Genomic DNA, 24,144 nt, shown 5'->3' with positions numbered 1-24,144 from the left:
AAGGGTGGCACGGGAGCGGCCGGACGGGTCGGGGAGGGCGCGTGGGGGCGGCGGCGGACGCTGGGCGGGGTGCGGGGTGCGGGCGGGCTTGTCGGCGGGCGGCTGCCATGCGGTTCCCAGGTCGTTCACGCCCGGATCCGCAGGCCGCGCGGGGTCGCGATGAAGCCTGCTGCCTCCAGGAGGGTGCCGAGGGGAGAGGTCAGGGCCGAAGCGCCGTTGACGCGCTCCACCGTGACCGTACCGAGTGAGCCCGCGCGGGCGGCCGCCGCCAGGGCCTCCGCGGCCGTGCGGAGCCGGGCGTCGCCGGTCGCGTCCGCGTCCGGGGCGGAGGGCCAGGCCAGCAGGGTCTTGCCGCCGCGCTCCATGTAGAGGCTCAGCTCGCCCTCGACCAGGACCACCAGCGAGCCCGCCTTCCGGCCCGGCTTGTGCCCGGCGCCGGTCGGCGGCTCGGGCCAGCCGAGCGCGGCGCCGTAGGCGTTGGCCGGGTCGGCGGCGGCGAGGACCACGGCTCTGGAATCGGGGGCGGCGGGAGGGCGGGTGTGGTGGCTGCCGTAGGCGTAGGGGTTCGAGCCGTACGGGCTTGTGCCGTGCGGGTGCGCGGTACCGCCGCCCCGGGGGCCGCCGTAGCCGGGGGCGGCGAAGGGGTCGGTGGGGGCGAGGTCCTTCGGGGAGACGTAGTCGCCGGGAGCGGTGGGCGGCTCGGGCGGCCACGTGAAGTCGCCGTCCGGATCGGCGAAGCCGGCCGCATCGAACGGGCCGAGGGGGGCGAGCGGGTCGGCGGCCGGAGCGCCGTGGCCGCCGTTCGGGCCGGTGAACGCGGTTCTGGTGGCGCCGGGGCCGTCGAAGCCGGTGCCCGGCAGGCTCTCGCCCCGCTCACGGGCGTTGGACACCGCGCGCAGCCGGTCGACCGCGCCGTCCATCGCGAACTGGGCCGCCCCCAGGCCCTCCACGACGTACCCCCGGCGCGCCTGACCGCTCTCCTCGAACGCTGACAGGATCCGGTAGACCGCAGAGAAGCCGCCCTCCACGCCCTCCGCCGCGACCGCGCCGCGGGTCACCACACCGTGCCGGTCGAGGAGGGTACGGGCCAGGGCGTGGGCGCGCACGGTGGTGTCCGGCTCGCGCTGCGGCAGCAGAGACCAGCGCCCGGCCACGGTCGGCGGGCCGGTACGGGAGGCGGGCCGGGCCGCGGCTGTCAGGGAGCCGTAACGGCCGCGCGGGACGGCACGTTTGGCGCGGTGCGCGGTGGAGCCCGCGGTGCGGCCCGAGCCCAGCAGGGAGCGCATCGGGGCCAGCGTGTCGTTGGTGAGCCGCCCCGACCAGGCCAGGTCCCAGACGGCGTCGGCCAGTTGGGGATCGGTGGCGTCCGGGTGGGTGGTGGCGCGCACCTGGTCGGCGATCTGGCGGAAGAACAGGCCGTAGCCGCCGGAGAGGGCGTCCAGGACGGACTGGTGGAGCGCGGTCAGCTCCAGCGGGTGCGGCGGCGGGAGGAGCACGGGGGCCGCGTCCGCCAGGTAGAGCGAGACCCAGCCGTCCTTGCCGGGCAGGGCGCCTGCGCCGGCCCACACGATCTCACCGGCCGCGGTGAGTTCGTCGAGCATCGCGGGCGAGTAGTTCGCCACCCGGGACGGCAGCACCAGCTTCTCGAGGGCGGAGGCCGGCACGGACGAGCCCTGCAACTGCTCGACGACGCGCACCAGTCCGTCGACGCCGCGCAGCCCGTGCCCCTTTCCGATGTGCTGCCACTGCGGCAGGAACTGGGCGAGCGCCGCGGGTGCCACCGGCTCCAGTTCGTGCCGGAGCGCGGCCAGGGAACGGCGGCGCAGCCTGCGCAGCACCGCCGCGTCGCACCACTCCTGGCCGATCCCCGCCGGATGGAACTCGCCCTGCACGACCCGCCCGCTCGCGGCGAGCCGCTGCAACGCCCCCTCCGTGACCGCCACCCCGAGCCCGAAGCGGGCGGCCGCAGCGGTCGACGTGAACGGGCCGTGGGTGCGCGCGTACCGTGCGAGGAGATCGCCGAGCGGATCCTTCACCGGCTCCATGAAGGCCTCGGGGACACCGACGGGCAGCGCCGTGCCGAGGGCGTCGCGCAGCCGGCCCGCGTCCTCGATCGCCGCCCAGTGCTCGCCGCCGCCGATCCGCACCTTGATGGCCCTGCGGGCCCTCGCCAGCTCCGCCGCCCACTGCGGCTGGGCGCCCCGCTCCGCCAACTCGGCGTCCGTGAGCGGCCCGAGCAGCCGCAGCACGTCGGCCACGCCCTCCGGGTCCTTGATCCGGCGGTCCTCGGCCAGCCACTGGAGCTCGCGCTCCAGTTCGGTCAGCACCTCCGCGTCGAGCAACTCCCGCAGCTCCGCCTGGCCCAGCAGTTCGGCCAGCAGCCTGGAGTCCAGGGAGAGCGCGGCCGCGCGGCGCTCGGCGAGCGGGGAGTCACCCTCGTACAGGAACTGGGCGACGTAACCGAAGAGCAGGGAGCGCGCGAACGGGGACGGCTCCGGGGTGGTGACCTCGACCAGGCGGACCCTGCGGGATTCGAGGTCACCCATCAGCTCCACGAGCCCGGGGACGTCGAAGACGTCCTGGAGGCACTCGCGGACGGCCTCCAGGACGATCGGGAACGAACCAAACTCGCTGGCCACCTGGAGCAGTTGGGCGGCGCGCTGGCGCTGCTGCCACAGCGGGGTGCGCTTGCCGGGGTTGCGGCGCGGCAGCAGGAGAGCGCGTGCGGCGCACTCACGGAACCGGGAGGCGAACAGGGCCGAGCCGCCGACCTGGTCGGTGACGATCTGGTCGACCTCGCCCTTGTCGAAGGAGACGTCCGCCGCGCCCACGGGGGCCTGTTCGGCGTCGTACTCCGTACCGGCCTTCATGGGGGCCTGGTCGAGCAGGTCCAGGCCCATCAGGTCGGCGTCCGGCAGCCGCAGCACGATGCCGTCGTCGGCATGCATGACCTGGGCGTCCATGCCGTACCGCTCGGACAGCCGGGCTCCGAGGGCGAGCGCCCAGGGAGCGTGGACCTGGGCGCCGAAGGGGGAGTGGACGACGACCCGCCAGTCGCCCAGCTCGTCGCGGAAGCGCTCGACCACGATCGTGCGGTCGTCGGGGACATGGCCGCAGGCCTCGCGCTGTTCGTCCAGGTACGACAGCACGTTGTCCGCCGCCCAGGCGTCCAGGCCCGCCGTGAGGAGGCGCAGCCGGGCGTCGTCCTTGCGAAGCGAGCCGACCTCGCGCAGGAACGCGCCGACCGCGCGGCCCAGTTCGAGCGGGCGGCCCAGCTGGTCACCTTTCCAGAAGGGCAGGCGGCCCGGAACGCCCGGGGCGGGGGAGACGAGCACGCGGTCGCGGGTGATGTCCTCGATGCGCCAGGAACTGGTGCCCAGGGTGAAGACGTCACCCACCCGGGACTCGTACACCATCTCCTCGTCCAGCTCGCCGACCCGGCCGCCACCCTTCTTGGGGTCGGCACCGGCCAGGAAGACACCGAAGAGACCGCGGTCGGGAATGGTGCCGCCGGAGGTGACCGCGAGCCGCTGCGCGCCGGGCCGGCCGGTGACCGTCCCCGCGACCCGGTCCCAGACCACCCGCGGGCGCAGCTCCGCGAACGCGTCCGACGGGTAGCGGCCCGCCAGCATGTCCAGGACCGCGGTGAACGCCGACTCCGGGAGCGAGGCGAAAGGAGCCGCGCGGCGGACGGTGGCCAGCAGGTCGTCGACCTGCCAGGTGTCCAGCGACGTCATCGCGACCAGCTGCTGGGCCAGTACGTCCAGCGGGTTGGCCGGGACCTTCAGGGACTCGATGGAGCCGGTGCGCATCCGCTCGGTGACCACGGCCGCCTGGACCAGGTCGCCCCGGTACTTGGGGAAGACCACGCCGGTGGAGACCGCGCCCACCTGGTGCCCCGCGCGGCCCACGCGCTGCAGACCGGAGGCCACCGACGGCGGGGACTCGACCTGGACGACCAGGTCCACCGCGCCCATGTCGATGCCCAGTTCGAGACTGGAGGTGGCCACCACGGCGGGCAGCCGGCCGGCCTTCAGGTCCTCCTCGACCAGGGCGCGCTGCTCCTTGGAGACCGAGCCGTGGTGCGCACGGGCCAGGACGGGCGGGGCACCCTGCGCCGCGCCCGAGCCGCCCATCAGCTCGGCCGGGGAGTGGTGTTCGTCCAGCGGCTCGCCGGTCGCCCGCTCGTAGGCGATCTCGTTGAGCCGGTTGCACAGCCGCTCCGCCAGCCGGCGCGAGTTCACGAAGACGATCGTCGAGCGGTGCGCCTGCACCAGGTCGGCGATCCGCTCCTCCACGTGCGGCCAGATCGACGGCTTCTCCGCGCCCTCGGCGCCGTCGGTGGCCGGGGAGCCGCCCAGCTCTCCCATGTCCTCCACCGGCACGACGACGGAGAGGTCGAACTCCTTGCCGGACTTCGGCTGGACGATCTCCACCTTGCGGCGCGGCGAGAGGTAGCGGGCCACCTCGTCGACCGGGCGGACGGTTGCCGACAGGCCGATGCGGCGGGCCGGCTTCGGCAGCAGTTCGTCCAGCCGCTCCAGGGAGAGCGCGAGGTGTGCGCCGCGCTTGGTGCCGGCGACCGCGTGCACCTCGTCCAGGATGACCGTCTCGATGCCGGTCAGCGCGTCGCGCGTGGCCGACGTCAGCATCAGGAACAGCGACTCCGGGGTGGTGATCAGGATGTCCGGCGGCCGGGTGGACAGGGCGCGGCGCTCGGCGGCCGGGGTGTCACCGGAGCGGATGCCGACCTTCACCTCCGGCTCGGGCAGTCCGAGGCGCACGGACTCCTGGCGGATGCCGGTCAGCGGGCTGCGCAGGTTCCGCTCGACGTCGACCGCGAGGGCCTTGAGCGGTGACACGTACAGCACCCGGCAGCGCTTCTTCGGGTCGGCCGGGGGCGGGGTGGAGGCCAGCTGGTCCAGGGCGGCGAGGAAGGCGGCCAGCGTCTTGCCGGAGCCGGTCGGGGCGACCACCAGCACGTCCGAGCCCGCGCCGATGGCCTGCCACGCGCCCGCCTGGGCCGCGGTGGGCGCGGAGAACGCCCCCGTGAACCAGCCGCGGGTCGCGGGGGAGAAGCCGTCGAGGGCCCGGTGCGCGGATTTCGCCATGCGTCCATCCTGCACCCGGCCACTGACAACGGACCTGACCTGCGGAGATACGAGAACCGGGCGGTCCCGGTCGTGCCTTCGGTCGTATTTCTTCCGGTTTCTCGCAGTTTCTTACAGCTTCTTAAGGTTCGTCTGGTTTGACTGCCGGAGGGCGGGCGGCCGCCGACGGGCCCGCGCTCCGCTCTCGTCCGTCACCCCACGAAGCGGCCGTACGCCCTGAGTGTGTGCAACGCCTCGATCGTCACCATCGGGCGGGCCTCCAGGGCGGCGGCCGGTGCCCACTGGCGCCAGCGGATCGGCCAGCCGCCGTCCGCCTCCTGCTCGGCGGCGAGGAAGTCGAGCGAGCGGGTCATCTCCTCGTCGGTGAACCACGCGCGGGCGAGCGAGTCCGGCGACTTCGCGAAGTCGTGCGGGAAGTGGTGCTCGCGCGGTGCGTAGCCGGGCGCCACCGGGTAGACGCCGAGCCGCTCGGGGTCCAGCGCGGCCAGCCGCTGCTCGCGCACCAGGCGGCCCAGCCGGTCGGCGGCCGCCTCCGCGCGTGAGCGGTCGGGCACCGTGTCCAGGAAGGCGACCGCGGCCTCGATCTCGTAGGGGTGCGACTTCTCCAGACGGTCGATCTCCTGCCAGCAGAAGTCGGTGGCCCTGAACAGCCACGCGTGCCAGACCTCGTTGCGGTGCAGCAGGCCCACCACCGGGCCGGTGGCGAGGAGCTCGCTGGGCGGGTCGTCGACGACCGGGACGAACGGCGCCGCCGGATAGCCGCGCTGGCTCGGACGGACCGCCGGCAGCGCCCCGTCGGCCGCGGAGACGGCCGTCAGATAGCGGCACACCCGCTCCACCCGCTGCCCGCCGCACCGCCCGATGGCGTCCAGGATCCGCAGCGCACGTCCGGTGTGCAGCGGCTGGCTCACCGGCCCGCGCAGGTCGGGCTCCAGCGCGTGCGCATAGCCGCCGTCCTCGTTGCGGTAGGCGTCCAGCGCCGTCTCCACCGGATCGGGACCGCCGTTCAGGAAGTGATACGAGAAGAGCCGCTGTTCCAGCACGCGCGCGGTGAGCCACACGAACTGCTCGGCGCGCAGGAGAGGGGAGTGCGCCGGGGGCGTAGGGGGGAGTGGGGAAGCTCCGGTTTCGGCCATGCGAAAGACCGTAGGGCGGAAAGCGGTCTCGGCGAGTGCTCCCGGGCAGGGCCCACTCTCAGGGGCGGGATACTGGAGTCATGCGGTTGACGGTCTTCTGGCAGCGGATGGCGGAACACTTCGGTTCCGGGTACGCCGACACCTTCGCGCGTGATCACGTGATGACGGAGCTCGGCGGGCTGACGGTGAACGAGGCGCTGGACGCCGGCTGGGAGGCGAAGGACGTGTGGCGCGTGGTCTGCACGGTCATGAACGTTCCGGGGGAGAGGCGCTGACCGTGCACGAAGATCGAATCCGGGCCACGCGTTGTCAGTGGCGTGCGCGAGACTTGCACCGTGGCAGCCACTGACGAGGGTGGGCGGACCGCCCAGGACACATCCCCGGCCGACACGGTCGGCACGGCCGGCACGTCGGGCACGACGCCGCGAGCCGGATCGCCGGCCGTCGGCGGTGCGGTACCGGGCGCCCGCATGCCCCGCTGGCTGCCGCGCGCCATGGTGCTGGCGCTCGCCCTCGTCGCCGCCTTCCAGCTGGGCAGCTGGGCCTTCCACCAGCTGACCGGCCTGCTGATCAACATCCTCATCGCGTTCTTCCTGGCGCTGGCCATCGAGCCCGCGGTGAGCTGGATGGCGTCCCGGGGCATGCGCCGCGGCTTCGCGACCTTCCTGGTCTTCCTGGGCCTGGCGATCGCCGTCGCGGGCTTCGTCACCCTGCTCGGCTCGATGCTCGCCGGACAGATCAACAAGATCGTCACGGACTTCCCGGACTACCTGGACTCGGTCATCAACTGGGTCAACGAGACCTTCCACAGCCACCTGAGACGGGTCGACGTCCAGGAGGGCCTGCTGCACTCCGACTGGCTGCGCAAGTACGCGCAGAACAGCGCGGCCGGCGTGCTCGACGTCTCCGGGCAGGTGCTCGGCGGCCTGTTCCAGTTGCTCACCATCACCCTCTTCGCGTTCTACTTCGCCGCCGACGGCCCCCGGCTGCGCCGGACCCTGTGCTCCGTGCTGCCGCCGGCCCGCCAGGCCGAGGTGCTCCGGGCCTGGGAGATCGCCGTCGACAAGACCGGCGGCTACCTGTACTCGCGCGGTGTGATGGCGCTGATCTCCGGCATCGCCCACTACATCCTGCTGGAGGCCCTGGGCGTGCCGTACGCGCCCGTGCTGGGCGTCTGGGTGGGGCTGGTCTCACAGTTCATCCCCACCATCGGCACCTATCTCGCGGGTGCGCTGCCGATGCTGATCGCGTTCACCGTCAACCCCCTGTACGCGGTGTGGGTGCTGGTGTTCGTCGTGGTCTACCAGCAGTTCGAGAACTACGTGCTCCAACCCAAGCTGACCTCCAAGTCGGTCGACATCCACCCGGCGGTCGCCTTCGGCTCGGTCATCGCGGGCACCGCGCTCCTCGGCGCGGTCGGCGCGCTGATCGCCATTCCCGCGGTCGCCACCCTCCAGGCGTTCCTGGGCGCCTATGTGAAGCGCTACGACGTCACGGACGACCCCCGGGTGCACGGTCACCGCCGACGCGACGCGGGCGGCCCGGGGCTGCTCACCCGTGCACGGAGGCTGATATGGCAGCGGCCCGCCGAGGGATCCGGGGACAGTCCGTCCTGACGCCCGCCGCTACCGGTAGGTGAGCACCGCCCAGCTCCCGGCCGCGGCCACCGCGGCCGCGTAGCAGCCCACCGCCACGGCCACGACCCGCCACCGGGTCCGCTCGCTCCAGGCGGTGCGGGACAGCAGCCAGGCCAGGGCCGGCAGGACCAGCACCGCGTGCAGGCTGACCCCGTGCAGCGGCTTGAGCGGGGCCGTCGACTCGTACGCCGCCTCCTGGTGCCCGGTCCGGACGAGCACCACCCCGCGCGCGATCATCGCCGCTCCCGAGGCCAGCGCCACCAGCAGGAGCGCGAACCCGGAGCGCACCGCGAGCGCCATGCCCGCGGGGCCGGCCGGGCGCCGCCGGAAGGACACCACCGCGAAGACGCCGAGCAGCACCACCAGAACCCCGCCGCCCACGGCGAGTGCCATGGACACCGCCGTGTCGAACGGCGTCTGCATGTCGAGGTGCGAGGGCACCCGGCGCCATGCCTGCAGTGTGATCCCGCCGACCTCCACCACGCAGTCGGCGGCGAACACGAGCAGCAGCAGGCTCCGCAGCCGCTCTCCGATCCTCAGGTACGACGTGACCCAGGTGACCGCGATCAGCGTCAGCCCGAAGGAGAGCCCGAACGTGACGGGCTTGCGCCACGAGACCGGGCCGTACCAGGGGCCGCCGTCGACCGCGAACACCATGAGATGTGCCAGACCGGACAGGGCGAGGAAGGCACTGGTCGTGTGACAGAGCCGCTCGGCGGAGCGCATCCCGGCCGGCGGGTTCGCCGGTGCCTTCCGGGGCGGACTCTTCGGAGAGGAGGACATGCGCCCAGCCTCCCGGGGGTTGCCCGCCCGGTCGTCGTCCGGCCGAAGGCACCGGCGGTACGTCGTGCGGAGCAGGAGATCAAGAGATCTGGAGATCAGGAGACCGTGGCGGCCGGCGGGGTCCATCGCCGGGTGCGGGGCACGGTGCGCGTGACGCCGTAGTCCTTCCTGAGGTGTTCGGGGATGGCGTAGTGCATGACGCGGCCACGGGTGAGCGAGGACAGTTCGAGCACGGTGGTGAGGTGGCCGAGGCGGTCCAGGGCCCAGGCGCCCAGCGGGGAGCGGTCCTCGACGGCCTCCAGGACGCCGAGGAGATGCGGTACGGCCTTGACGACGGTGTCCCACGGGGTGCGCGGCACCTCCAGCCAGTCGGCGCAGGTGTCGCCGACCAGGTGGCGGATCAGGGCGGAGACGACCGGATCGAAGAAGGTGCCGGGGACGACCTCCTCGTAGAGGTCGATGAGCTGCCGGGTCAGGACCGCGCCCTCCTCGGAGGGCCCCATGTGCCGGACCATGTACAGGTCGAGGAAGGCGCGCGCCTCGTCGAGTGTCCTCGGGACGGCCTCCTGGTCGACGCCGAGCATGGCGCCCACCACCCGCCAGGCGTAGTAGTACGCCTCCGCGCCCTCCGTGGACAGATGGACGCCCAGCCGGTGCAGGCTGTCGAGGACCAGCATCGAGAAGAACATCTGCCCGCCGATCATGTCCTCCTGGCAGATCGGCGTGCCCAGCGCCTCGGTGTCCCAGCGGTTCTCACGCCTGAGGTGATGCCGGATGGAGGCGTGCAGCAGACGCACCTTCTGGGCGGCGGGGACGAAGCGGCCGCCGGCCTCGAAGGCGTCGGGCCGCATGAGGTAGACGGTGAACTGACCGGTCTCCGCCATGCGCTTGGACGGGTAGCGCAGCCCGTGGGTGGCCGACAGCAGCTTCGCCACGCGCGGGACCACGTAGCAGGCGGGCATGGCGGCGAAGGACAGCGCGGTCGAGATGTGCACGTTGTTGTCGATGAAGAACAGCCGGGCCTTCTCCATCTCGCCCCAGTCCACCCAGGACGGCGGCACCCGGGTGGCCTCCAGGTACTCCCGCGCGACGTCGGGCAGCCCGTCGGGCAGCGGAGCGCCGGCGGTGGAGACGTAGCGCATCAGGGTGTTGAACGTGCCTACCTCCCCTCGTTCGAAGAGTGTGGCGACCGTGGCGTCGGCGAGTTCGTCACCGGCGTGCCGCAGGGCGTCCATCGAGGCCTCGGTGTGGATCACGGCAGGGCTCCTTCGTCGTCGCGGGTGTCGTCCTGGCCACCCGTGGGGGTCAGGACAGGCGGACCGTGGCCGAACGGGCCAGCGAGGTCAGGGCATGGGCGGAGGGAGCCGGGAGGCCCAGTTCGTGAAGGGCGTCGAGGGCTTCCGTGACCCGCGCGCCGATCATGTGCTCGATCCGGTCGGGTGCGCCGAGCCGGCACATGACCTCGCGGACCGTGTCCAGGCCCTCCGCGTCCAGGTCCCGGCTGCCGAGCAAGGCGCCCAGCCGCTCCCGGTCGTCGGCACGGGCCAGCCGCCAGGTCTCCGCGAGCAGGGCGGTGGGCCGGTGGCCGCGCACGTCGTCGGCGTTGGCCTTGCCGGTGTGCTCCGGTGCGCCGAACAGGCCGAGCAGGTCGTCGCGGAGCTGGAAGGCCTCGCCCAGCGGCAGCCCGTACGCGGAGTACCCCTCGCGCAGCCGCCGGCCGGCGCCGGCCAGGGCGCCGCCGATCAGCAGGGGCTGCTCCACGGTGTACTTCGCGGTCTTGTAGCGGATCACCTTCAGCGACGCAGAGGTGTCCGGACCGGTTCCGGTGCGCAGGATCTCCAGGCACTCGCCCGCGATCAGCTCCCGGGCCAGCACCGACCACAGGGGTCGGGCCCGGGTGAGGTAGGCGGCGGGCAGCCCGCAGGTGGCGAACAACTGCCCGGCCAGGGACATCAGCAGGTCGCCCACGAGCATCGCCAGCGACCGCGCGGTGTCGTCGGCGTGCGCGCGGTCCCCCACGGCCGCACGCAGGGCGAGATGCGGGGTGGGGCGCCCGTGCCGCAGCGGGCTGTCGTCGATGAGGTCGTCGTGCACGACGGCGGCGGCGTGCACCAGCTCCATGGAGGCCGCCGCCCGTACCAGCGCGTCGCTGTCCGGCTGGCCGACCGCACGCCAGCCCCAGTAGCAGAACGCCGCGCGCAGCCGTTTGCCGTCCGCGACCGCCGCCTCCAGTTGCCCGGCCACCGGGCTCAGCAGCGGGTCGACCGCCGCGAACAGGTCGGCCTCCTCGGCGACGAACCGGCGCAGTACCTCGTCGACGCGGTTCTTGAAGGCGCCCGGATCCCACCGCTCAGTCATCGGCGGCGGTCCGCCGGGCCAGGGTGTGCCGGGCGAGGATCTCCAGATGGGCCGGGGGTACGGCCGCGTACCGGTCCAGGACCAGGCGCCCCCGTGCGGTGAGGTCGTGCTCTGCCTCCGCCGCCAGCTCGCCGGCGTCCGCCCGGCGCAGCAGCCCCCGTAACGTCCCGAAGGCGGTGCCCACCGTGCTCACCGCCAGGTTGGCCAGCCCCGCCGCCAGCAGCACGGCCTGTTCGTCCAGACCGCGTCGTGCTGTCTCACCACCGCGTCGTGCTGTCTCAGGTGTCATGCGCTCTCCCACCCACGGATTCCAGGGCGGCGCCGCTCCCCGGCCGCCTCTTCGAGCATCGGGGCACGGCGGGCGGGTGCCTACGGAAATCCACGATCGGGTGAACGCCTCGCGGGGTGGTGCGGTGGACCGTGCCGCGGCCCCCGTCCCGCCCGCGCCCCCGGCGTGCCGCACGCTCCCGCCCGCGACCCGTGGGTGAGCGGTGGGTGAGCGCGGGGTGAGCGGGGGTGAGCCCCCTGCGGGGAAGTGGCGGGAGTACCGCGTGGTGCGCTTGACACGAAAATCGAACATCTATTCTTATGGAGGCTCCGGTGCGGCTCCCAGTGGGGATTTCGGCGGCAGTTCGACACGTTTTCGGGGGGTAAGTCCCCGAGTTGTCCACAGGCCGAACCGGCGTCGGGGCGCATTGTCAGTGGCAGGCGTTAGCGTCTTTGACGTGAAGCGATCGACTCAAGCAAACCGGGTGGAACCCATGGCAGGAACCGACCGCGAGAAGGCGCTCGACGCCGCGCTCGCACAGATTGAACGGCAATTCGGCAAGGGCGCGGTCATGCGCATGGGCGAGCGGGCCAAGGAGCCCATCGAGGTCATCTCGACCGGCTCGACCGCGCTCGACGTCGCCCTCGGTGTCGGTGGCCTGCCGCGCGGCCGCGTCGTGGAGATCTACGGACCGGAGTCCTCCGGTAAGACGACCCTGACCCTGCACGCCGTGGCCAACGCGCAGAAGGCCGGCGGCCAGGTCGCGTTCGTGGACGCGGAGCACGCCCTCGACCCCGAGTACGCGAAGAAGCTCGGCGTCGACATCGACAACCTGATCCTCTCCCAGCCCGACAACGGCGAGCAGGCTCTGGAGATCGTGGACATGCTGGTCCGCTCCGGCGCCCTCGACCTCATCGTCATCGACTCCGTCGCCGCGCTCGTCCCGCGCGCCGAGATCGAGGGCGAGATGGGCGACAGCCATGTCGGTCTCCAGGCCCGCCTGATGAGCCAGGCGCTGCGGAAGATCACCAGCGCGCTCAACCAGTCAAAGACCACCGCGATCTTCATCAACCAGCTGCGCGAGAAGATCGGCGTGATGTTCGGTTCCCCGGAGACCACGACCGGTGGCCGCGCGCTGAAGTTCTACGCCTCGGTGCGCATCGACATCCGCCGCATCGAGACCCTGAAGGACGGCACCGAGGCGGTCGGCAACCGCACCCGGGTCAAGGTCGTCAAGAACAAGGTCGCGCCCCCCTTCAAGCAGGCCGAGTTCGACATCCTCTACGGCCAGGGCATCAGCCGCGAGGGCGGTCTGATCGACATGGGCGTGGAGCACGGGTTCGTCCGCAAGGCCGGCGCCTGGTACACGTACGAGGGCGACCAGCTCGGCCAGGGCAAGGAGAACGCGCGCAACTTCCTCAAGGACAATCCCGACCTGGCCAACGAGATCGAGAAGAAGATCAAGGAGAAGCTGGGCGTCGGTGTCCGCCCGGAGGAGCCCGCCGCCGAGCCGGGCGCGGACGCGGCGGTCACCACCCCCGCGGCCCCGGACGACACGGCGAAGACGGTGCCCGCCCCGGCCGCTGCCAAGACCACCAAGCCCAAGGCCGCCACCGCCAAGAGCTGACGCCGTGACACGACGAACCGACTGGGCCGACCACGCATACACGTCCCCCGGTGCCCCACGGGGGAGGGGCACCGGGGGCGACCCGGCCTCCGCCGGGGACGGCGACGCGGCCTACGGCACGAGCGGCGGCGACTACGGGGACGGCGTCTACGGGGGTGACGGCTCGCACGATGACGCCGTGCACGGTGACGGCACGCACGGTGAAGGCGTGCACGGCGGCACGGGCGGGTTCCGCGGGCACGGGTCACCCGGCCGTGGCTCGCGCGGGCCCGGGGCCCGCCGTCGGCGCGGCGTCGGGGAGCCGTCCGCTGCGGACGGAGGGCCCGGGGGTTCCTCTTTCTCGTCGAGGGCCGAGCAGGGGGAACCTCCGGCGGACCCGGCTGAGCGGGCGCGGGCGATCTGCCTGCGCCTGCTCACCGGGACCCCGCGCACCCGGAAGCAGCTCGCGGACGCCCTGCGCAAGCGGGAGATCCCGGACGACGTCGCCGAGGAGGTGCTGTCGCGGTTCGAGGAGGTCGGGCTGATCAACGACAGCGCGTTCGCGGACGCCTGGGTGGAGTCCCGGCACCACGGCCGCGGCCTGGCCAGGCGCGCACTCGCCCAGGAGTTGCGCACCAAGGGCGTCGCCCCGGCGCTCGTCGACGAGGCCGTCGCCCAGCTCGACTCCGAGCAGGAGGAGGAGACGGCCCGCGAACTCGTCGCCCGCAGACTCCGCTCCACCCGGGGCCTCGACCGCGACAAGCGGATCCGACGACTCGCCGGCATGCTCGCCCGCAAGGGGTATCCCGAGGGCATGGCCCTGCGGGTCGTCCGGCGAGCCCTGGAGGAGGAGGGCGAGGACACGGAGTTCCTGGACGACGGGAGCTTCTGACGGGGCGACAGCCTCGGAAGGGGGGCTCACCCCCGGCCAGGACGCCGGAACGCCGCAGAGCCTTGGGGCCTCCGCATGGACGACGGTGTACGCCATGATGCTGCTGCGCTACGCCCTCAAGACCGTCCGTGCCCGCAAGACCGGCTTCCTCGGCGCCTTCCTCGCCCTGCTCTGCGCGGCCGCCCTGATCTCCGCCTGCGGCACCCTCCTCGACACCGGCCTGCGCGGCACGATCCGTACCGAGCGCTACGCGGCGGCCCCGGTCGTGGTCTCCGCCGACCAGTAGTCCGCCAGACGGCCACCGGCCACCGGCCACCGCGGCCGGTCCGCCGGTTCAGGCCGGCGGCGTGACCGGCAGGCCCGCCGCCTTCCACGCCTGGAAGCCGCCGATCAGGTCGGTCGCCCGGTGCAGGCCCAGCTGGTGGAGGGAGGCGGCGGCCAGGCTGGAGGCGTATCCCTCGTTGCAGATCACCACGACCTGGATGTCGTGGCCGGTTGCCTCCGCGGTTCTGTGGCTGCCCTGGGGGTCCAGGCGCCACTCCAGTTCGTTGCGCTCTATGACGAGGGCACCGGGTATCAGCCCGTCCCGGTCGCGCAGAGCCGCGTACCGGATGTCGACGAGCAGGGCATCACCGGTGCGCGCCGCTTCGTACGCCGCCTGCGCCTCGATGCGCCGGTAGCCCGTGCGCACCCGCTCCAGCAGCTCGTCGATGCCGACCGGGCGTTGTTCCGCCTGTTCCGGGCCGCTCACTGCCAGTCCTCCGGGCGCTCGACCTGCTCCAGGCGCAGCACCTGTCCGGTGCGGCTGTAGCGACGGATCCGGGGCAGCGGCGGGTAGTAGGCGTGGACGGAGATCGCGTGCTGCTCGGCGGACTCGTTGAGCACCTCGTGGACGTGGTCGCGACCGAAGGACCTGCCCTTTCCGGCCGGCAGCCGGCGCTCGCGGTCCACGCCCTCGGAGAGCTCCAGGGTCTTCCAGCCGTCCGTGGGCAGCCGGGTGGCCAGGGAGAACTCCTTCAGTTCACCGCGGGCGGTGAGGAAGGCGCCGACCGACTCGGCGTGGTCGTGCCAGCCGGTGCCACTGCCGGGCGGCCAGCCGATCAGCCAGGCCTCACTGCCGCCGGGGCCGTCGAGCCGTACCCAGGTGCGGCCCTCGGGGTCCAGCGGGAGCGAGGCGATCAGCTCGGCGTCGGCGGCCGTACGCCGGACGAAGTCGAGAAGGTCCGCCTGGGTGGGCGCGGCGCCGGGCGCGGGGGCGGAGGAGGAGACGGGAGCGGAGGAGAGGGAAGCAGACACGTGCACCGATCCTGATGAGAGTTCGCAGAAACGGGCGCAGACGGCGCCCTGAGAGAAGTGGAGTGCGAAGTCAGCAGGACGGAAGACACACGCAGCCCGCATAGCGGACGAGGTCCACATGGACCTTCCGCCACAGGCGCACAGTGGTGTCGTTCACGATGCGGAGTACACCATGCCGGTCCGGACCGGTCAACTCAGCGTCGGCATGTGGACCGCTCGGTCACCGGGCGGGGGAACCGGCCTCCGCCCCGGTCCTCTGGTCCGTCCGCTCGGTGGGCGGCGCGTCCTCGGGGTGCTCCGTGCTCTCCTGGTCCTTGCCGCCCAGGGTCGCCTCGGCCGCCGCGTAGAGATCGGCCGGGCGGACCCCGTTGAGGGCCGTGACCAGGTGACCGTCGGGGCGCACGAGCAGCACGGTGTGCGCCGGGGCGTCCGGATAGGCCTCGGCGACCAGCAGTTCGGCCGGGTGCGGCAGCGCGGTCACGGCCGCCGCGAGCCGGGGCATGATCCCGGCGGAGACCCAGTGCTTGCGGTCCCACACCCCGGTACCGGGCGCGATGAGGACGACGAGCAGCGCGCCGCGGCCGAGCCGGGAGCGCAGCCGCACGAAGGAGCCGTCCTCCGCGGTGACCTTGACGTCGGTGACCTGGGAGCCGGGCGGAGTGCCGACCGGGATCTCGTGCTCCAGGTGCCGGGGTGCCAGGGGCGAGTCGGCGTACGCCCCCGGCGCACCGAGCGGGCCGCGCCCCAGGTGACCGTCCGTGAGGAGCGCGTCGTGCCCCCTGGACGCGCCGGGGACGAACCCGCGCAGTCCGCCACCGCCGCGCAGCACCGGCAGCACCTGGTCGGCGGCGCGCAGCCGGGCGGCGACCGCGCCGCGCCGCTCGGTCTGGTAGCTGTCCAGCAGCGCCTCGTGCGGGCCGTGGTGCCAGGCCGGGGCCAGCTTCCAGGCGAGGTTGTCGACGTCCCGCAGCCCCTCGTCGAGCCCGTGCGTACCGAGTGCGCCGAGCAGGTGCGCGGCGTCCCCGGCGACGAACACCCTGCCCACCCGCCACCGGCGGGCGAGGCGGTGGTGCACGGTGTGGACGCCGGTGTCGAGCAGGTCGTACGGCGGTGTGGTGCCGTCCGTCCAGCCCGCGAGGGTCTCGCGGATCCGGGTCACGAGCAGCTCGGGCGTGACCAGGTCCTTGCCGGGCGGCAGCAGCCAGTCCAGGCGCCACACGCCGTCCGGGAGGGGGCGGGCGGTCACCTCCCCGGCCGAGGGCCCGGACATCCGCCACGGCGGTGTCCGATGGAGCAACGCCTGACCGGGCCACGGAAGTTCCGCGCGCAGCGCGGCGACCGCGTGTCGTTCCACCGCCGTACGGCCCGGGAAGCGGATGTCCAGCAGCTTGCGCACGGTCGAGCGGGGGCCGTCGCAGCCCACCAGGTAACTGCCGCGCCACCAGGTGCCCTTGGGGCCCCGGGTGTGCGCGGTGACCCCGGAGCGCTCCTGCTCGACGGTGTCCAGGCGGCTGTCGGTGACCACCCTGACCAGCGCTTCGTCGGCGATCGCGGCGCGCAGCGCGCCGGTGAGCACGTGCTGCTCGATGTGCAGCGGAGCAGGCTCGCCGGTGTCGTCGAAGACGACCTCACGCATCACCTGCCGGCGCCGCACCGACCGCCAGCCGGTCCAGCGCAGGCCCAGCTCGTCCAGGGGTGCGCCGCTCAGCCGCGTCACCAGGGCGGCGGTGTCCTCGCGCAGCACCACGGTGCGCGCCGGGCGCGGCTCGTCCTTGCCCGGACCCTCGTCGAGGACGACGGCCGGTACCTCCTGACGGGCCAGCGCCAGGGCGAGCGTGAGCCCGACGGGCCCCGCTCCGACGATGATCACCGGGTCCACGGCGCGGCGCCCCCTGCCCGTACGCGAGTCCCGACGGAGCTGGGTGAACAGGTGGGTGGAGCAGGGTGCACGATCACAGAACGTATGCAACAGACTGGGCGCCACCCGGTCAAGCGGCGCACCCGGGGACACGTCAGCATGGCGGGCGCGCGGAGACCGCCTGGCCGGTGCGACGAGGCGGGGGCGGCGACCGTGCGGCCGCCGCCCCCGTACCCCGTGCGCGGGTCGACTCCGCGTCAGGCGGACGCCCCCGTGCCGAAGGCGCCGGTCACCTCGGCCGCGTTCAGGTCCTGGACGTCCTCGGCCCCGAGGACCGCGCCCGTGCCCCGCTTGCTGCGCCGCAGCCGCCGCTCCAGCCAGGAGGCGAAGGTGGTGAGCGCGAGGTTGAGCACGATGAAGACGAGCGCCACGACGACGAAGCTGGGGATGACGTTGGCGTAGTTGGCAGCCAGGGTGCCGCGCGCCGTGAGCAGCTCCGTGAACTGCAGCATCACCCCGCCCAGCGCGGTGTCCTTCACGATCACCACGAGCTGGCTGACGATGGCCGGCAGCATCACGGTGACCGCCTGCGGCAGCAGGATGCCGGTCATCGTCTGCCCCTTGCGCAGCCCGATCGCGTACGCCGCCTCCGTCTGCCCCTTGGGAAGCGCGAGGACGCCGGCCCGTACGACCTCGGCGAGGACCGAGGCGTTGTAGAGCACCAGGCCGGTGACGACCGCGTACAGCGGCCGTTCGTCACTGCCGACGTCGGTGGAGCGGACGTAGAACTCCTGGGCGAACAGCATCAGCAGCAGCACCGGGATCGAACGGAAGAACTCCACCATCCAGGCTGCCGGGATCCGCACCCAGGCGTGGTCGGACATCCGGGCTATGCCGAAGGCCGCGCCCAGCGGCAGGGCGATCACCATGGCGAGCGCGGCCGCCTTGAGGGTGTTGCCGAGCCCCGGCAGCAGATACGTGGTCCACGCCTCGGAGGTGGTGAAGGGCTGCCACAGAGCCCACTTCAACTGGCCCTTGTCGTCCAGCTTCTGCCAGACCCACCAGGCCAGCAGGGCGAGGAGCAGGACGAAGGCGACGGAGAACAGCAGGTTGCGCCGCTTGGCGCGGGGCCCCGGAGTGTCGTACAGGACGGAGCTCATCGCTTCACCGCCAGGCGCTTGGCGAGCCAGCCGAGGAACAGGCCGGTCGGGAGGGTCAGGACCACGAAGCCGAAGGCGAAGACCGCGCCGATGGCCACGGTCTGGGCCTCGTTCTCGATCATCGTCTTCATCAGGGCCGCGGCCTCGGCGACGCTGATCGCGGCCGCCACGGTGGTGTTCTTGGTCAGGGCGATCAGGACGTTGGCCAACGGGCCGATCACCGCGCGGAAGGCTTGCGGCAGCACGATCAGCCGCAGGGTCTGGGAGAAGTTCAGCCCGATCGCGCGGGCCGCCTCGGCCTGGCCGACGGGCACGGTGTTGATGCCGGAGCGCAGCGCCTCGCAGACGAAGGCCGCGGTGTAGGCGGCAAGGCCGAGCACCGCGAGGCGGAAGCCCTGCACCTTGAAGTCGGAGGCGCCGAGCGTCACGCCGAAGATGTCGGCGAGGCCCAGCGAGGTGAAGATGACGATGACCGTCAGAGGGATGTTCCGGACGATGTTGACGTAGGCGGTGCCGAACCCGCGCATCAGCGGGACCGGGCTGACCCGCATGGCGGCCAGCAGGGTGCCCCAGACCAGGGAGCCGACGGCGGAGAAGACGGTCAGTTTCACCGTCGTCCAGAACGCCCCCAGGACGTCGTAGCCTTGAAGAAAGTCGAACACGAATTCCCGCGCTTCCGGGTGTGTGGGGTACGTGGAGGGCAGAGCGCGCCGCCGACGGGGGAGCGGTGGCGGGCGGCGCGCCCGAGAGGGTCCCCTGGAGAACCGCGGCCTTACTTGACGATCACGCCGATCTTCGGGGCGGGCTCGTTCTTGTAGTTCGCCGGGCCGAAGTTCTTGTCGACTGCCTTCTGCCAGGAGCCGTCGGAGACCATCTTCTCCAGCGCCTTGTTGATCTTGTCAACGGTCGCGGAGTCGCCCTTCTTGACGCCGATGCCGTAGTTCTCGTTGCTCAGCTTCAGGCCGGCGAGCTTGAACTGGCCCTTGTACTTGTCCTGCGAGGCGAAGCCCGCGAGGATCGAGTCGTCCGTGGTCACGGCGGCGACGGCGCCGCTCTGCAGGCCCGCGATGCACTCCGAGTAGGTGCCGACCTCCTTCAGGTTCGCCTTCGGGGCGATCGTCTTCTGGAGGTTCTGCGCCGAGGTGGAACCGGTCACGGAACACAGCTTCTTGCCGTTGAGGTCCGTGCCCTTGGAGATGGTCGAGTCCTTCTTGACCAGCAGGTCCTGGTGGGCCAGCAGGTACGGGCCGGCGAAGTCCACCTTGGCCTTGCGCTCGTCGGTGATCGAGTAGGTGGCCGCGATGAACTTCACGTCGCCGCGCGCGAGGGCGTTCTCCCGGTCGGCGCTCTTGGTCTGCACGAACTCGATCTGGTCCGGCTTGTAACCGAGTTGCCCGGCGACATAGGTGGCCACGTCCACGTCGAAGCCCGAGAAGGAGCCGTCGGGCTCCTGGAGGCCGAGACCGGGCTGGTCGTACTTGATCCCGATCTTGATCTTGCCGCCGCCCGAGGAGCCGCTGTCGTCCTTGTCGCCGCCGCCGCACGCCGTGGCGGACAGGGCGAGCGCGAGCACGGCGGCGGAGGCGGCGGTGACCTTGCGGAGCTGCATGATGAACATCCCTCGTTGTGGTGAAGACGGGGTGAAGACGGACAGGGGAGCGGGCTGTGCCGCGCCTCGAATCAGTGGTGCAGGATCTTCGACAGGAAGTCCTTGGCCCGGTCGCTGCTCGGACTGCCGAAGAACTGGTCCGGGGTGGCCTGTTCGACGATCCGGCCGTCGGCCATGAAGACCACCCGGTTGGCGGCCGAACGCGCGAAGCCCATCTCGTGCGTGACGACGATCATCGTCATGCCGTCCCCGGCGAGCTGTTGCATGACATCGAGGACCTCGTTGATCATCTCGGGGTCGAGCGCCGAGGTCGGCTCGTCGAAGAGCATGACCTTCGGGTCCATCGCCAGTGCCCGCGCGATCGCCACGCGCTGCTGCTGGCCGCCGGAGAGCTGCGCGGGGTACTTGTCGGCCTGGGTGCCCACCCCGACCCGGTCGAGCAGGGCGCGGGCCCGCTCCTCGGCCTGCCTGCGGTCCGCCTTGCGGACCTTGAGCTGCCCGAGCATCACGTTCTCCAGCACCGTCTTGTGCGCGAAGAGGTTGAAGGACTGGAAGACCATGCCGACGTCGGCGCGCAGCCGGGCCAGCTCCCTGCCCTCCTGCGGCAGCGGCCTGCCGTCGATGGTGATGGTTCCGCTGTCGATGGTCTCCAGACGGTTGATGGTGCGGCACAAAGTGGACTTGCCGGACCCGGAGGGCCCGATCACCACGACGACCTCACCGCGGGCGATCGTCAGATCGATGTCCTGGAGTACGTGCAACGCTCCGAAATGCTTGTTGACGTTCTTCAGGACGACCAGTTCTCCGGTCGCGGCCACGTCCTCCTTGGCCACCGATACTTCGGTCATCGCTTTCGGGCTCCGTCCTCCTCGGTTTCGGAGGAATGTAGTTTTCGCCGATGACCAGCGTCATCACATCTGAGCGAGATCTGAGCATCACGATCCGACAGTCGGCGGGCACCTGCGGTGGCAGCATGGGCGGCCGGCGTATCGGCCGCGTAACGGAACCGGCCTGTCACCGGAACCCACTTGACGCCACCGGCGTCCATCAGCGTGACTGCCCTGTGCACGCGCGCGTGCGCGCGTTTTCTACAATGCGCGGGTTTTCCGCGGACAAGCCGAGGACGAACCACGACCGTACGACCGCTGCACCGGAGGGGGCCGGAATGAGACTGCTGCTCGTCGAGGACGACAACCACGTCGCCGCCGCGCTCTCCGCGGTCCTGGCCCGGCACGGGTTCTCCGTCACCCACGCCCGCAGCGGCGAGGAGGCCCTGCGGGCCCTCGTCCCGGAGAGCGACGGCTTCGACGTCGTCCTCCTCGACCTCGGCCTGCCCGACCAGGACGGTTACGAGGTCTGCGGCAAGATCCGCAAGCGCACCAGCACCCCGGTGATCATGGTGACGGCCCGCTCCGACGTCCGCTCCCGCATCCACGGACTCAACCTCGGTGCCGACGACTACGTGGTGAAGCCGTACGACACCGGGGAACTGCTCGCCCGGATCCACGCCGTCAGCCGGCGCACCCACCACGAGGACGGCGCGGCCGGTGCCGACGGCGACAGCGCGCTGCGGCTCGGCGCCGTCCGCATCGAACTGCCCACCCGTCAGGTCAGCGTCGACGGCAAGGTCGTCCAGCTCACCCGCAAGGAGTTCGACCTGCTGGCGCTGCTCGCCCAGCGGCCCGGCGTGGTCTTCCGCCGGGAGCAGATCATCAGCGAGGTCTGGCGTACCAGCTGGGAGGGGACCGGCCGCACCCTGGAGGTGCATGTCGCCTCCCTGCGCGCCAAGCTGCGCATGCCCGCGCTCATCGAGACCGTACGCGGCGTCGGCTACCGGCTCGTCGCCCCGGCCGCGTAGCGGGGACGGGTGCGCACACGTCTCCTTCCGCTGCTCATCGTCCTGATGGCGGCCGTGCTGCTCGCGCTCGGCGTACCGCTCGCCGTCAGCACCGCCTCCGCGCAGCAGCAGAAGGTCGTCGTCGACCGCATCGACGACACCGCGCGGTTCGCGGCTCTCGCCCAGTTCGTGACCGACACACCCACCACCGCGCGCCCCATGAGCACCGACGACCGGCTGGAGACCCTCCGTCGCGAACTGGCCAGCTACTACGGTGTGTACGGCATCCGCGCGGGCGTCTTCTACCGCAACGCCTCCTCCATGGCCAACGCGCCCGACGACTGGGTGCTGCCGACGACCGGCGAGGTCCGGGAGGCCTTCGACGAGGCTCTGCTCAGCCGCCGCAGCCATGATCCTGCGCAGGTGTGGCCGTGGCAGCGCAGCCGCCTGGTGGTGGCCTCGCCGGTGATCCGGGACGGTGACGTCGTCGCCGTCGTGGTCACCGACTCGCCCACCGGGCCGATGCGCTCCCGCACCCTGCGCGACTGGCTGGTCATAGGCGCCGGCGAGGCCGCGGCGATGCTGCTCGCCGTCGGCGCGGCGCTGCGGCTGACCGGCTGGGTGCTCAGGCCGGTACGGGTGCTCGACGCCACCACGCACGCGATCGCCAGCGGCCGGCTCAAGTCCCGGGTCGCCGCGGCCGGCGGTCCGCCGGAACTCAGACGGCTGGCCCGCGCGTTCAACGAGATGGCGGACAACGTCGAGGACGTGCTGGAGCAGCAGCGGGCCTTCGTCGCGGACGCCTCCCACCAGCTGCGCAACCCCCTCTCCGCGCTGCTGCTGCGCATCGAACTGCTCGCCCTCGAACTCCCCGAGGACAACGAGGAGATCGCCTCGGTCCGCACCGAGGGCAAGCGCCTCGCGCAGGTGCTGGACGACCTGCTCGACCTGGCGCTGGCCGAGCACGCCGAGGCGGAGCTGATGCTGACCGACATCGGGCGGCTGGCCGAGGAGCGGATCGCCGCGTGGGCACCGGCCGCCGCGGCGAAGGGGGTCCGGCTGGCCGGGGCCTGCACGCCGACCACCGGGTGGGCGGACCCGGTCACGCTGTCCAGCGCGCTGGACGCGGTGATCGACAACGCGGTGAAGTTCACGCCGGAGGGCGGCGTGGTGGAGGTCACCGTGGCGGCCGAGGGCGATGTGTCGACGGTGGTGGTGACCGACACGGGACCGGGGCTGACGGACGAGGAACTCGCGCGCGTGGGCGACCGGTTCTGGCGCAGCGGGCGGCACCAGAACGTGAAGGGGTCGGGGCTGGGGCTGTCGATCACGCGGGCGCTGCTCGCGGCGGGCGGCGGGTCGCTGTCGTGTGAGCACCACGAGCCGCGGGGGCTGCGGGTGACCGTGGCTGTGCCGAGGAGCCGGTGAGGGAGGGGCAGGCAGGACGCCCGGCCGTCAGGGCTTCACCGAGCGGTAGTACCGCCTGGCACCCTCCTGCAGGGGCAGCGGGTCCGTGTAGATCGCCGTGCGCAGGTCCACCAGTTGGGCGGAGTGCACGTGGTTGCCGATGTCGTCGCGGCTCTTGATGACCGTGCGGGTCACCCACTCGGTGAGGCGCGGGTCGACGTCCTTGCGGGTCATCAGGACGTTGGAGACCGCGATCGTGGGGACGGCCGTGCCCTGCTGCACGGACGGGTACGCCGACTCCGGCATGTTGGTCGCCCGGTAGTAGAGCGCGGCCTCCCCCTCGGTGTGCAGCCGGGTGACGAGGTCGCCCCCGATGGGCACGAAGGTGAAGCCGAACTTCTTCGCGAGGTCCACCAGCCCCTTGGTCGGCAGGCCGCCCGACCAGAAGAACGCGTCGATCTTGCCCCGCCGCAGCTGGTCAGGGCCGGTGTCTATGCCGTCGGACACCGGTGTGATGTCCTTGGCCGGGTCGATCCCGGCGGCCTTGAGCACCCGGGCGGCGATCAGCCGCACCCCCGAGTTGGGCAGTCCGATCGCCACCCGCTTGTGCCGCAGGTCCGCGACGCTGGTGATGTCCGAGTCGCGGGCCACGACGAGCTGGACGTAGTCGTCGTAGAGCCGTGCCACTCCGCGCAGCAGTCCGGCGCCCCGCCCGCCGTTCAGTTCGTACGTCTCCACCGCGTCGGCCGCCGCGATGGTGAAGTCGGCCTGACCGGTCGCCACCCGCCGTACGTTCTCGTACGACCCGTTGCTCTGTACCAGCCGCACTTTCAGCCCCGGCATGTCCTTGCCCAGCTCGGTGCGCAGCCGTTCGCCGTACTCCTGGTAGACGCCGCGCAGCGTCCCGGTGCTGAAGGTGATCGTCCCGGTCGGCGGCTTCTCGCCCAACGGCAGCAGCCACCACGTCAGCAGGCCGAACGCGACGAGACCGGCCGCCGCGCACTGGAGCGCGCGGCGTCTGCGGACACGGGGGAACACCTTGGGCATGCGCGCGATCCTGCCAGCCGGTCACCGTCCTGACCAGGGCTGGGCCAGGGCCGAGGCCGGGGGCGGGACCGGGGGTTGGGCCAGAGCCCTCAAGGGGCTGGGCACGGCGGCGGACCGGCACTGTCAGTGGCGGCCGCTA

General features: G+C 72.2%; 21 protein-coding genes and 1 pseudogene. 7 read left to right on the top strand and 15 right to left on the bottom strand.

Going from position 1 to position 24,144, the window contains the following annotated elements; translation table 11 throughout:
• Nucleotides 1-125: 125 nt before the first annotated feature.
• Both AB0M11_RS20145 and AB0M11_RS20140 read right to left on the bottom strand, forming a co-directional pair.
• Nucleotides 126-5,111, bottom strand: coding sequence for an ATP-dependent helicase (locus tag AB0M11_RS20145; RefSeq protein WP_365707240.1), 4,986 nt, complete (start codon nucleotides 5,109-5,111; stop codon nucleotides 126-128).
• A 191-nt stretch (nucleotides 5,112-5,302) separates the two neighbouring features.
• Nucleotides 5,303-6,247: a hypothetical protein gene (locus tag AB0M11_RS20140; protein WP_365707238.1), complete on the bottom strand. Its 945-nt coding sequence runs from the start codon at nucleotides 6,245-6,247 to the stop codon at nucleotides 5,303-5,305.
• A gap of 80 nt (nucleotides 6,248-6,327) precedes the next feature.
• Here AB0M11_RS20140 and AB0M11_RS20135 point away from each other — a divergent pair, with 80 nt between their 5' ends.
• Together AB0M11_RS20135 and AB0M11_RS20130 are read left to right on the top strand one after the other, a co-directional pair.
• A complete protein-coding gene (locus tag AB0M11_RS20135; RefSeq protein ID WP_365707236.1) occupies nucleotides 6,328-6,522 on the top strand; it encodes a DUF3046 domain-containing protein in 195 nt (64 codons plus the stop codon).
• 60 nt (nucleotides 6,523-6,582) lie between these two features.
• Nucleotides 6,583-7,863, top strand: a complete 1,281-nt coding sequence (locus AB0M11_RS20130) for an AI-2E family transporter (RefSeq protein ID WP_365707234.1) — start codon at nucleotides 6,583-6,585, stop codon at nucleotides 7,861-7,863.
• Between the two features lie 9 nt (nucleotides 7,864-7,872).
• On the opposite strand, the gene AB0M11_RS20125 is transcribed toward AB0M11_RS20130, so the two are convergent.
• The 4 genes from AB0M11_RS20125 to AB0M11_RS20110 all read right to left on the bottom strand — a co-directional run bounded on the left by AB0M11_RS20125 (nucleotide 7,873) and on the right by AB0M11_RS20110 (nucleotide 11,314).
• Nucleotides 7,873-8,610 (bottom strand): hypothetical protein, encoded by a 738-nt coding sequence (locus AB0M11_RS20125; RefSeq protein WP_365707272.1) that lies wholly within the window; start codon nucleotides 8,608-8,610, stop codon nucleotides 7,873-7,875.
• Between the two features lie 152 nt (nucleotides 8,611-8,762).
• Entirely contained in the window at nucleotides 8,763-9,923 is a 1,161-nt protein-coding gene (locus AB0M11_RS20120; protein ID WP_365707232.1) for an oxygenase MpaB family protein, read from the bottom strand.
• A gap of 49 nt (nucleotides 9,924-9,972) precedes the next feature.
• A complete protein-coding gene (locus AB0M11_RS20115) occupies nucleotides 9,973-11,025 on the bottom strand; it encodes a polyprenyl synthetase family protein (RefSeq protein ID WP_365707230.1) in 1,053 nt (350 codons plus the stop codon).
• The gene (locus tag AB0M11_RS20110) at nucleotides 11,018-11,314 is read right to left on the bottom strand and encodes a polyprenyl synthetase (RefSeq protein ID WP_365707228.1); all 297 of its coding nucleotides are present in this window, start codon (nucleotides 11,312-11,314) and stop codon (nucleotides 11,018-11,020) included. Before AB0M11_RS20110 ends, AB0M11_RS20115 begins: the two co-directional genes overlap by 8 nt.
• A gap of 472 nt (nucleotides 11,315-11,786) precedes the next feature.
• On the opposite strand from AB0M11_RS20110, the gene recA reads away from it, so the two are divergent.
• The 3 genes and pseudogenes from recA to AB0M11_RS20095 all read left to right on the top strand — a co-directional run.
• Complete coding sequence (gene recA / locus AB0M11_RS20105; RefSeq protein ID WP_365707226.1) at nucleotides 11,787-12,920, top strand: recombinase RecA; 1,134 nt, start codon at nucleotides 11,787-11,789, stop codon at nucleotides 12,918-12,920.
• Nucleotides 12,921-12,924: 4 nt separating this feature from the next.
• Entirely contained in the window at nucleotides 12,925-13,791 is an 867-nt protein-coding gene (gene recX / locus AB0M11_RS20100; protein WP_365707224.1) for a recombination regulator RecX, read from the top strand.
• A gap of 97 nt (nucleotides 13,792-13,888) precedes the next feature.
• A pseudogene (locus AB0M11_RS20095) lies at nucleotides 13,889-14,074 on the top strand (hypothetical protein); the annotation flags it as partial.
• A gap of 51 nt (nucleotides 14,075-14,125) precedes the next feature.
• Here the strand turns inward: AB0M11_RS20095 and AB0M11_RS20090 are convergent.
• The 8 genes from AB0M11_RS20090 to AB0M11_RS20055 form a co-directional block, all read right to left on the bottom strand.
• Nucleotides 14,126-14,548 carry a rhodanese-like domain-containing protein gene (locus AB0M11_RS20090; RefSeq protein ID WP_365707270.1) on the bottom strand — a complete coding sequence of 141 codons (423 nt, stop codon included), beginning with the start codon at nucleotides 14,546-14,548 and terminating at the stop codon, nucleotides 14,126-14,128.
• Nucleotides 14,539-15,087: a cysteine dioxygenase gene (locus tag AB0M11_RS20085; RefSeq protein WP_365707222.1), complete on the bottom strand. Its 549-nt coding sequence runs from the start codon at nucleotides 15,085-15,087 to the stop codon at nucleotides 14,539-14,541. Before AB0M11_RS20085 ends, AB0M11_RS20090 begins: the two co-directional genes overlap by 10 nt.
• Nucleotides 15,088-15,157: 70 nt before the next feature.
• Complete coding sequence (locus tag AB0M11_RS20080) at nucleotides 15,158-15,229, bottom strand: putative leader peptide (RefSeq protein WP_311737274.1); 72 nt, start codon at nucleotides 15,227-15,229, stop codon at nucleotides 15,158-15,160.
• Between the two features lie 78 nt (nucleotides 15,230-15,307).
• Nucleotides 15,308-16,966 (bottom strand): FAD-dependent monooxygenase, encoded by a 1,659-nt coding sequence (locus AB0M11_RS20075; RefSeq protein ID WP_365707220.1) that lies wholly within the window; start codon nucleotides 16,964-16,966, stop codon nucleotides 15,308-15,310.
• Between the two features lie 236 nt (nucleotides 16,967-17,202).
• The gene (locus AB0M11_RS20070; RefSeq protein WP_365707218.1) at nucleotides 17,203-18,105 is read right to left on the bottom strand and encodes an amino acid ABC transporter permease; all 903 of its coding nucleotides are present in this window, start codon (nucleotides 18,103-18,105) and stop codon (nucleotides 17,203-17,205) included.
• Nucleotides 18,102-18,767 (bottom strand): amino acid ABC transporter permease, encoded by a 666-nt coding sequence (locus AB0M11_RS20065; protein ID WP_365707216.1) that lies wholly within the window; start codon nucleotides 18,765-18,767, stop codon nucleotides 18,102-18,104. The genes AB0M11_RS20070 and AB0M11_RS20065 overlap by 4 nt, the downstream gene beginning before the upstream one ends.
• A gap of 110 nt (nucleotides 18,768-18,877) precedes the next feature.
• Nucleotides 18,878-19,714: a glutamate ABC transporter substrate-binding protein gene (locus AB0M11_RS20060; RefSeq protein ID WP_365707214.1), complete on the bottom strand. Its 837-nt coding sequence runs from the start codon at nucleotides 19,712-19,714 to the stop codon at nucleotides 18,878-18,880.
• Nucleotides 19,715-19,785: 71 nt separating this feature from the next.
• A complete protein-coding gene (locus AB0M11_RS20055; protein ID WP_365707212.1) occupies nucleotides 19,786-20,562 on the bottom strand; it encodes an amino acid ABC transporter ATP-binding protein in 777 nt (258 codons plus the stop codon).
• Between the two features lie 317 nt (nucleotides 20,563-20,879).
• Here AB0M11_RS20055 and AB0M11_RS20050 point away from each other — a divergent pair, with 317 nt between their 5' ends.
• Together AB0M11_RS20050 and AB0M11_RS20045 are read left to right on the top strand one after the other, a co-directional pair.
• The gene (locus AB0M11_RS20050; protein WP_365707210.1) at nucleotides 20,880-21,572 is read left to right on the top strand and encodes a response regulator transcription factor; all 693 of its coding nucleotides are present in this window, start codon (nucleotides 20,880-20,882) and stop codon (nucleotides 21,570-21,572) included.
• Between the two features lie 9 nt (nucleotides 21,573-21,581).
• Nucleotides 21,582-22,979, top strand: coding sequence for a HAMP domain-containing sensor histidine kinase (locus AB0M11_RS20045; RefSeq protein WP_365707208.1), 1,398 nt, complete (start codon nucleotides 21,582-21,584; stop codon nucleotides 22,977-22,979).
• 27 nt (nucleotides 22,980-23,006) lie between these two features.
• Here the strand turns inward: AB0M11_RS20045 and AB0M11_RS20040 are convergent, their stop codons facing one another.
• Entirely contained in the window at nucleotides 23,007-24,005 is a 999-nt protein-coding gene (locus AB0M11_RS20040) for a TAXI family TRAP transporter solute-binding subunit (RefSeq protein ID WP_365707206.1), read from the bottom strand.
• Between the last annotated feature and the right edge of the window lie 139 nt (nucleotides 24,006-24,144).

It is taken from the genome of Streptomyces sp. NPDC051987 (assembly GCF_040680735.1).
Taxonomy (GTDB): domain Bacteria; phylum Actinomycetota; class Actinomycetes; order Streptomycetales; family Streptomycetaceae; genus Streptomyces.
The sequence above is the reverse complement of the archived record's forward strand: the minus strand, read 5'-3'. Positions and strand labels throughout refer to the sequence as shown.

What these genes read in the sequence shown, in the direction of transcription:
- AB0M11_RS20055 (WP_365707212.1), bottom strand. Translation starts at nt 20,562, where the DNA reads ATGACCGAAGTATCGGTGGCCAAGGAGGACGTGGCCGCGACCGGAGAA.
- recA (WP_365707226.1), top strand. Translation starts at nt 11,787, where the DNA reads ATGGCAGGAACCGACCGCGAGAAGGCGCTCGACGCCGCGCTCGCACAG.
- AB0M11_RS20050 (WP_365707210.1), top strand. Translation starts at nt 20,880, where the DNA reads ATGAGACTGCTGCTCGTCGAGGACGACAACCACGTCGCCGCCGCGCTC.
- AB0M11_RS20140 (WP_365707238.1), bottom strand. Translation starts at nt 6,247, where the DNA reads ATGGCCGAAACCGGAGCTTCCCCACTCCCCCCTACGCCCCCGGCGCAC.
- AB0M11_RS20125 (WP_365707272.1), bottom strand. Translation starts at nt 8,610, where the DNA reads ATGCGCTCCGCCGAGCGGCTCTGTCACACGACCAGTGCCTTCCTCGCC.
- AB0M11_RS20135 (WP_365707236.1), top strand. Translation starts at nt 6,328, where the DNA reads ATGCGGTTGACGGTCTTCTGGCAGCGGATGGCGGAACACTTCGGTTCC.
- AB0M11_RS20040 (WP_365707206.1), bottom strand. Translation starts at nt 24,005, where the DNA reads ATGCCCAAGGTGTTCCCCCGTGTCCGCAGACGCCGCGCGCTCCAGTGC.
- AB0M11_RS20115 (WP_365707230.1), bottom strand. Translation starts at nt 11,025, where the DNA reads ATGACTGAGCGGTGGGATCCGGGCGCCTTCAAGAACCGCGTCGACGAG.
- AB0M11_RS20070 (WP_365707218.1), bottom strand. Translation starts at nt 18,105, where the DNA reads ATGAGCTCCGTCCTGTACGACACTCCGGGGCCCCGCGCCAAGCGGCGC.
- AB0M11_RS20060 (WP_365707214.1), bottom strand. Translation starts at nt 19,714, where the DNA reads ATGCAGCTCCGCAAGGTCACCGCCGCCTCCGCCGCCGTGCTCGCGCTC.
- AB0M11_RS20145 (WP_365707240.1), bottom strand. Translation starts at nt 5,111, where the DNA reads ATGGCGAAATCCGCGCACCGGGCCCTCGACGGCTTCTCCCCCGCGACC.
- AB0M11_RS20110 (WP_365707228.1), bottom strand. Translation starts at nt 11,314, where the DNA reads ATGACACCTGAGACAGCACGACGCGGTGGTGAGACAGCACGACGCGGT.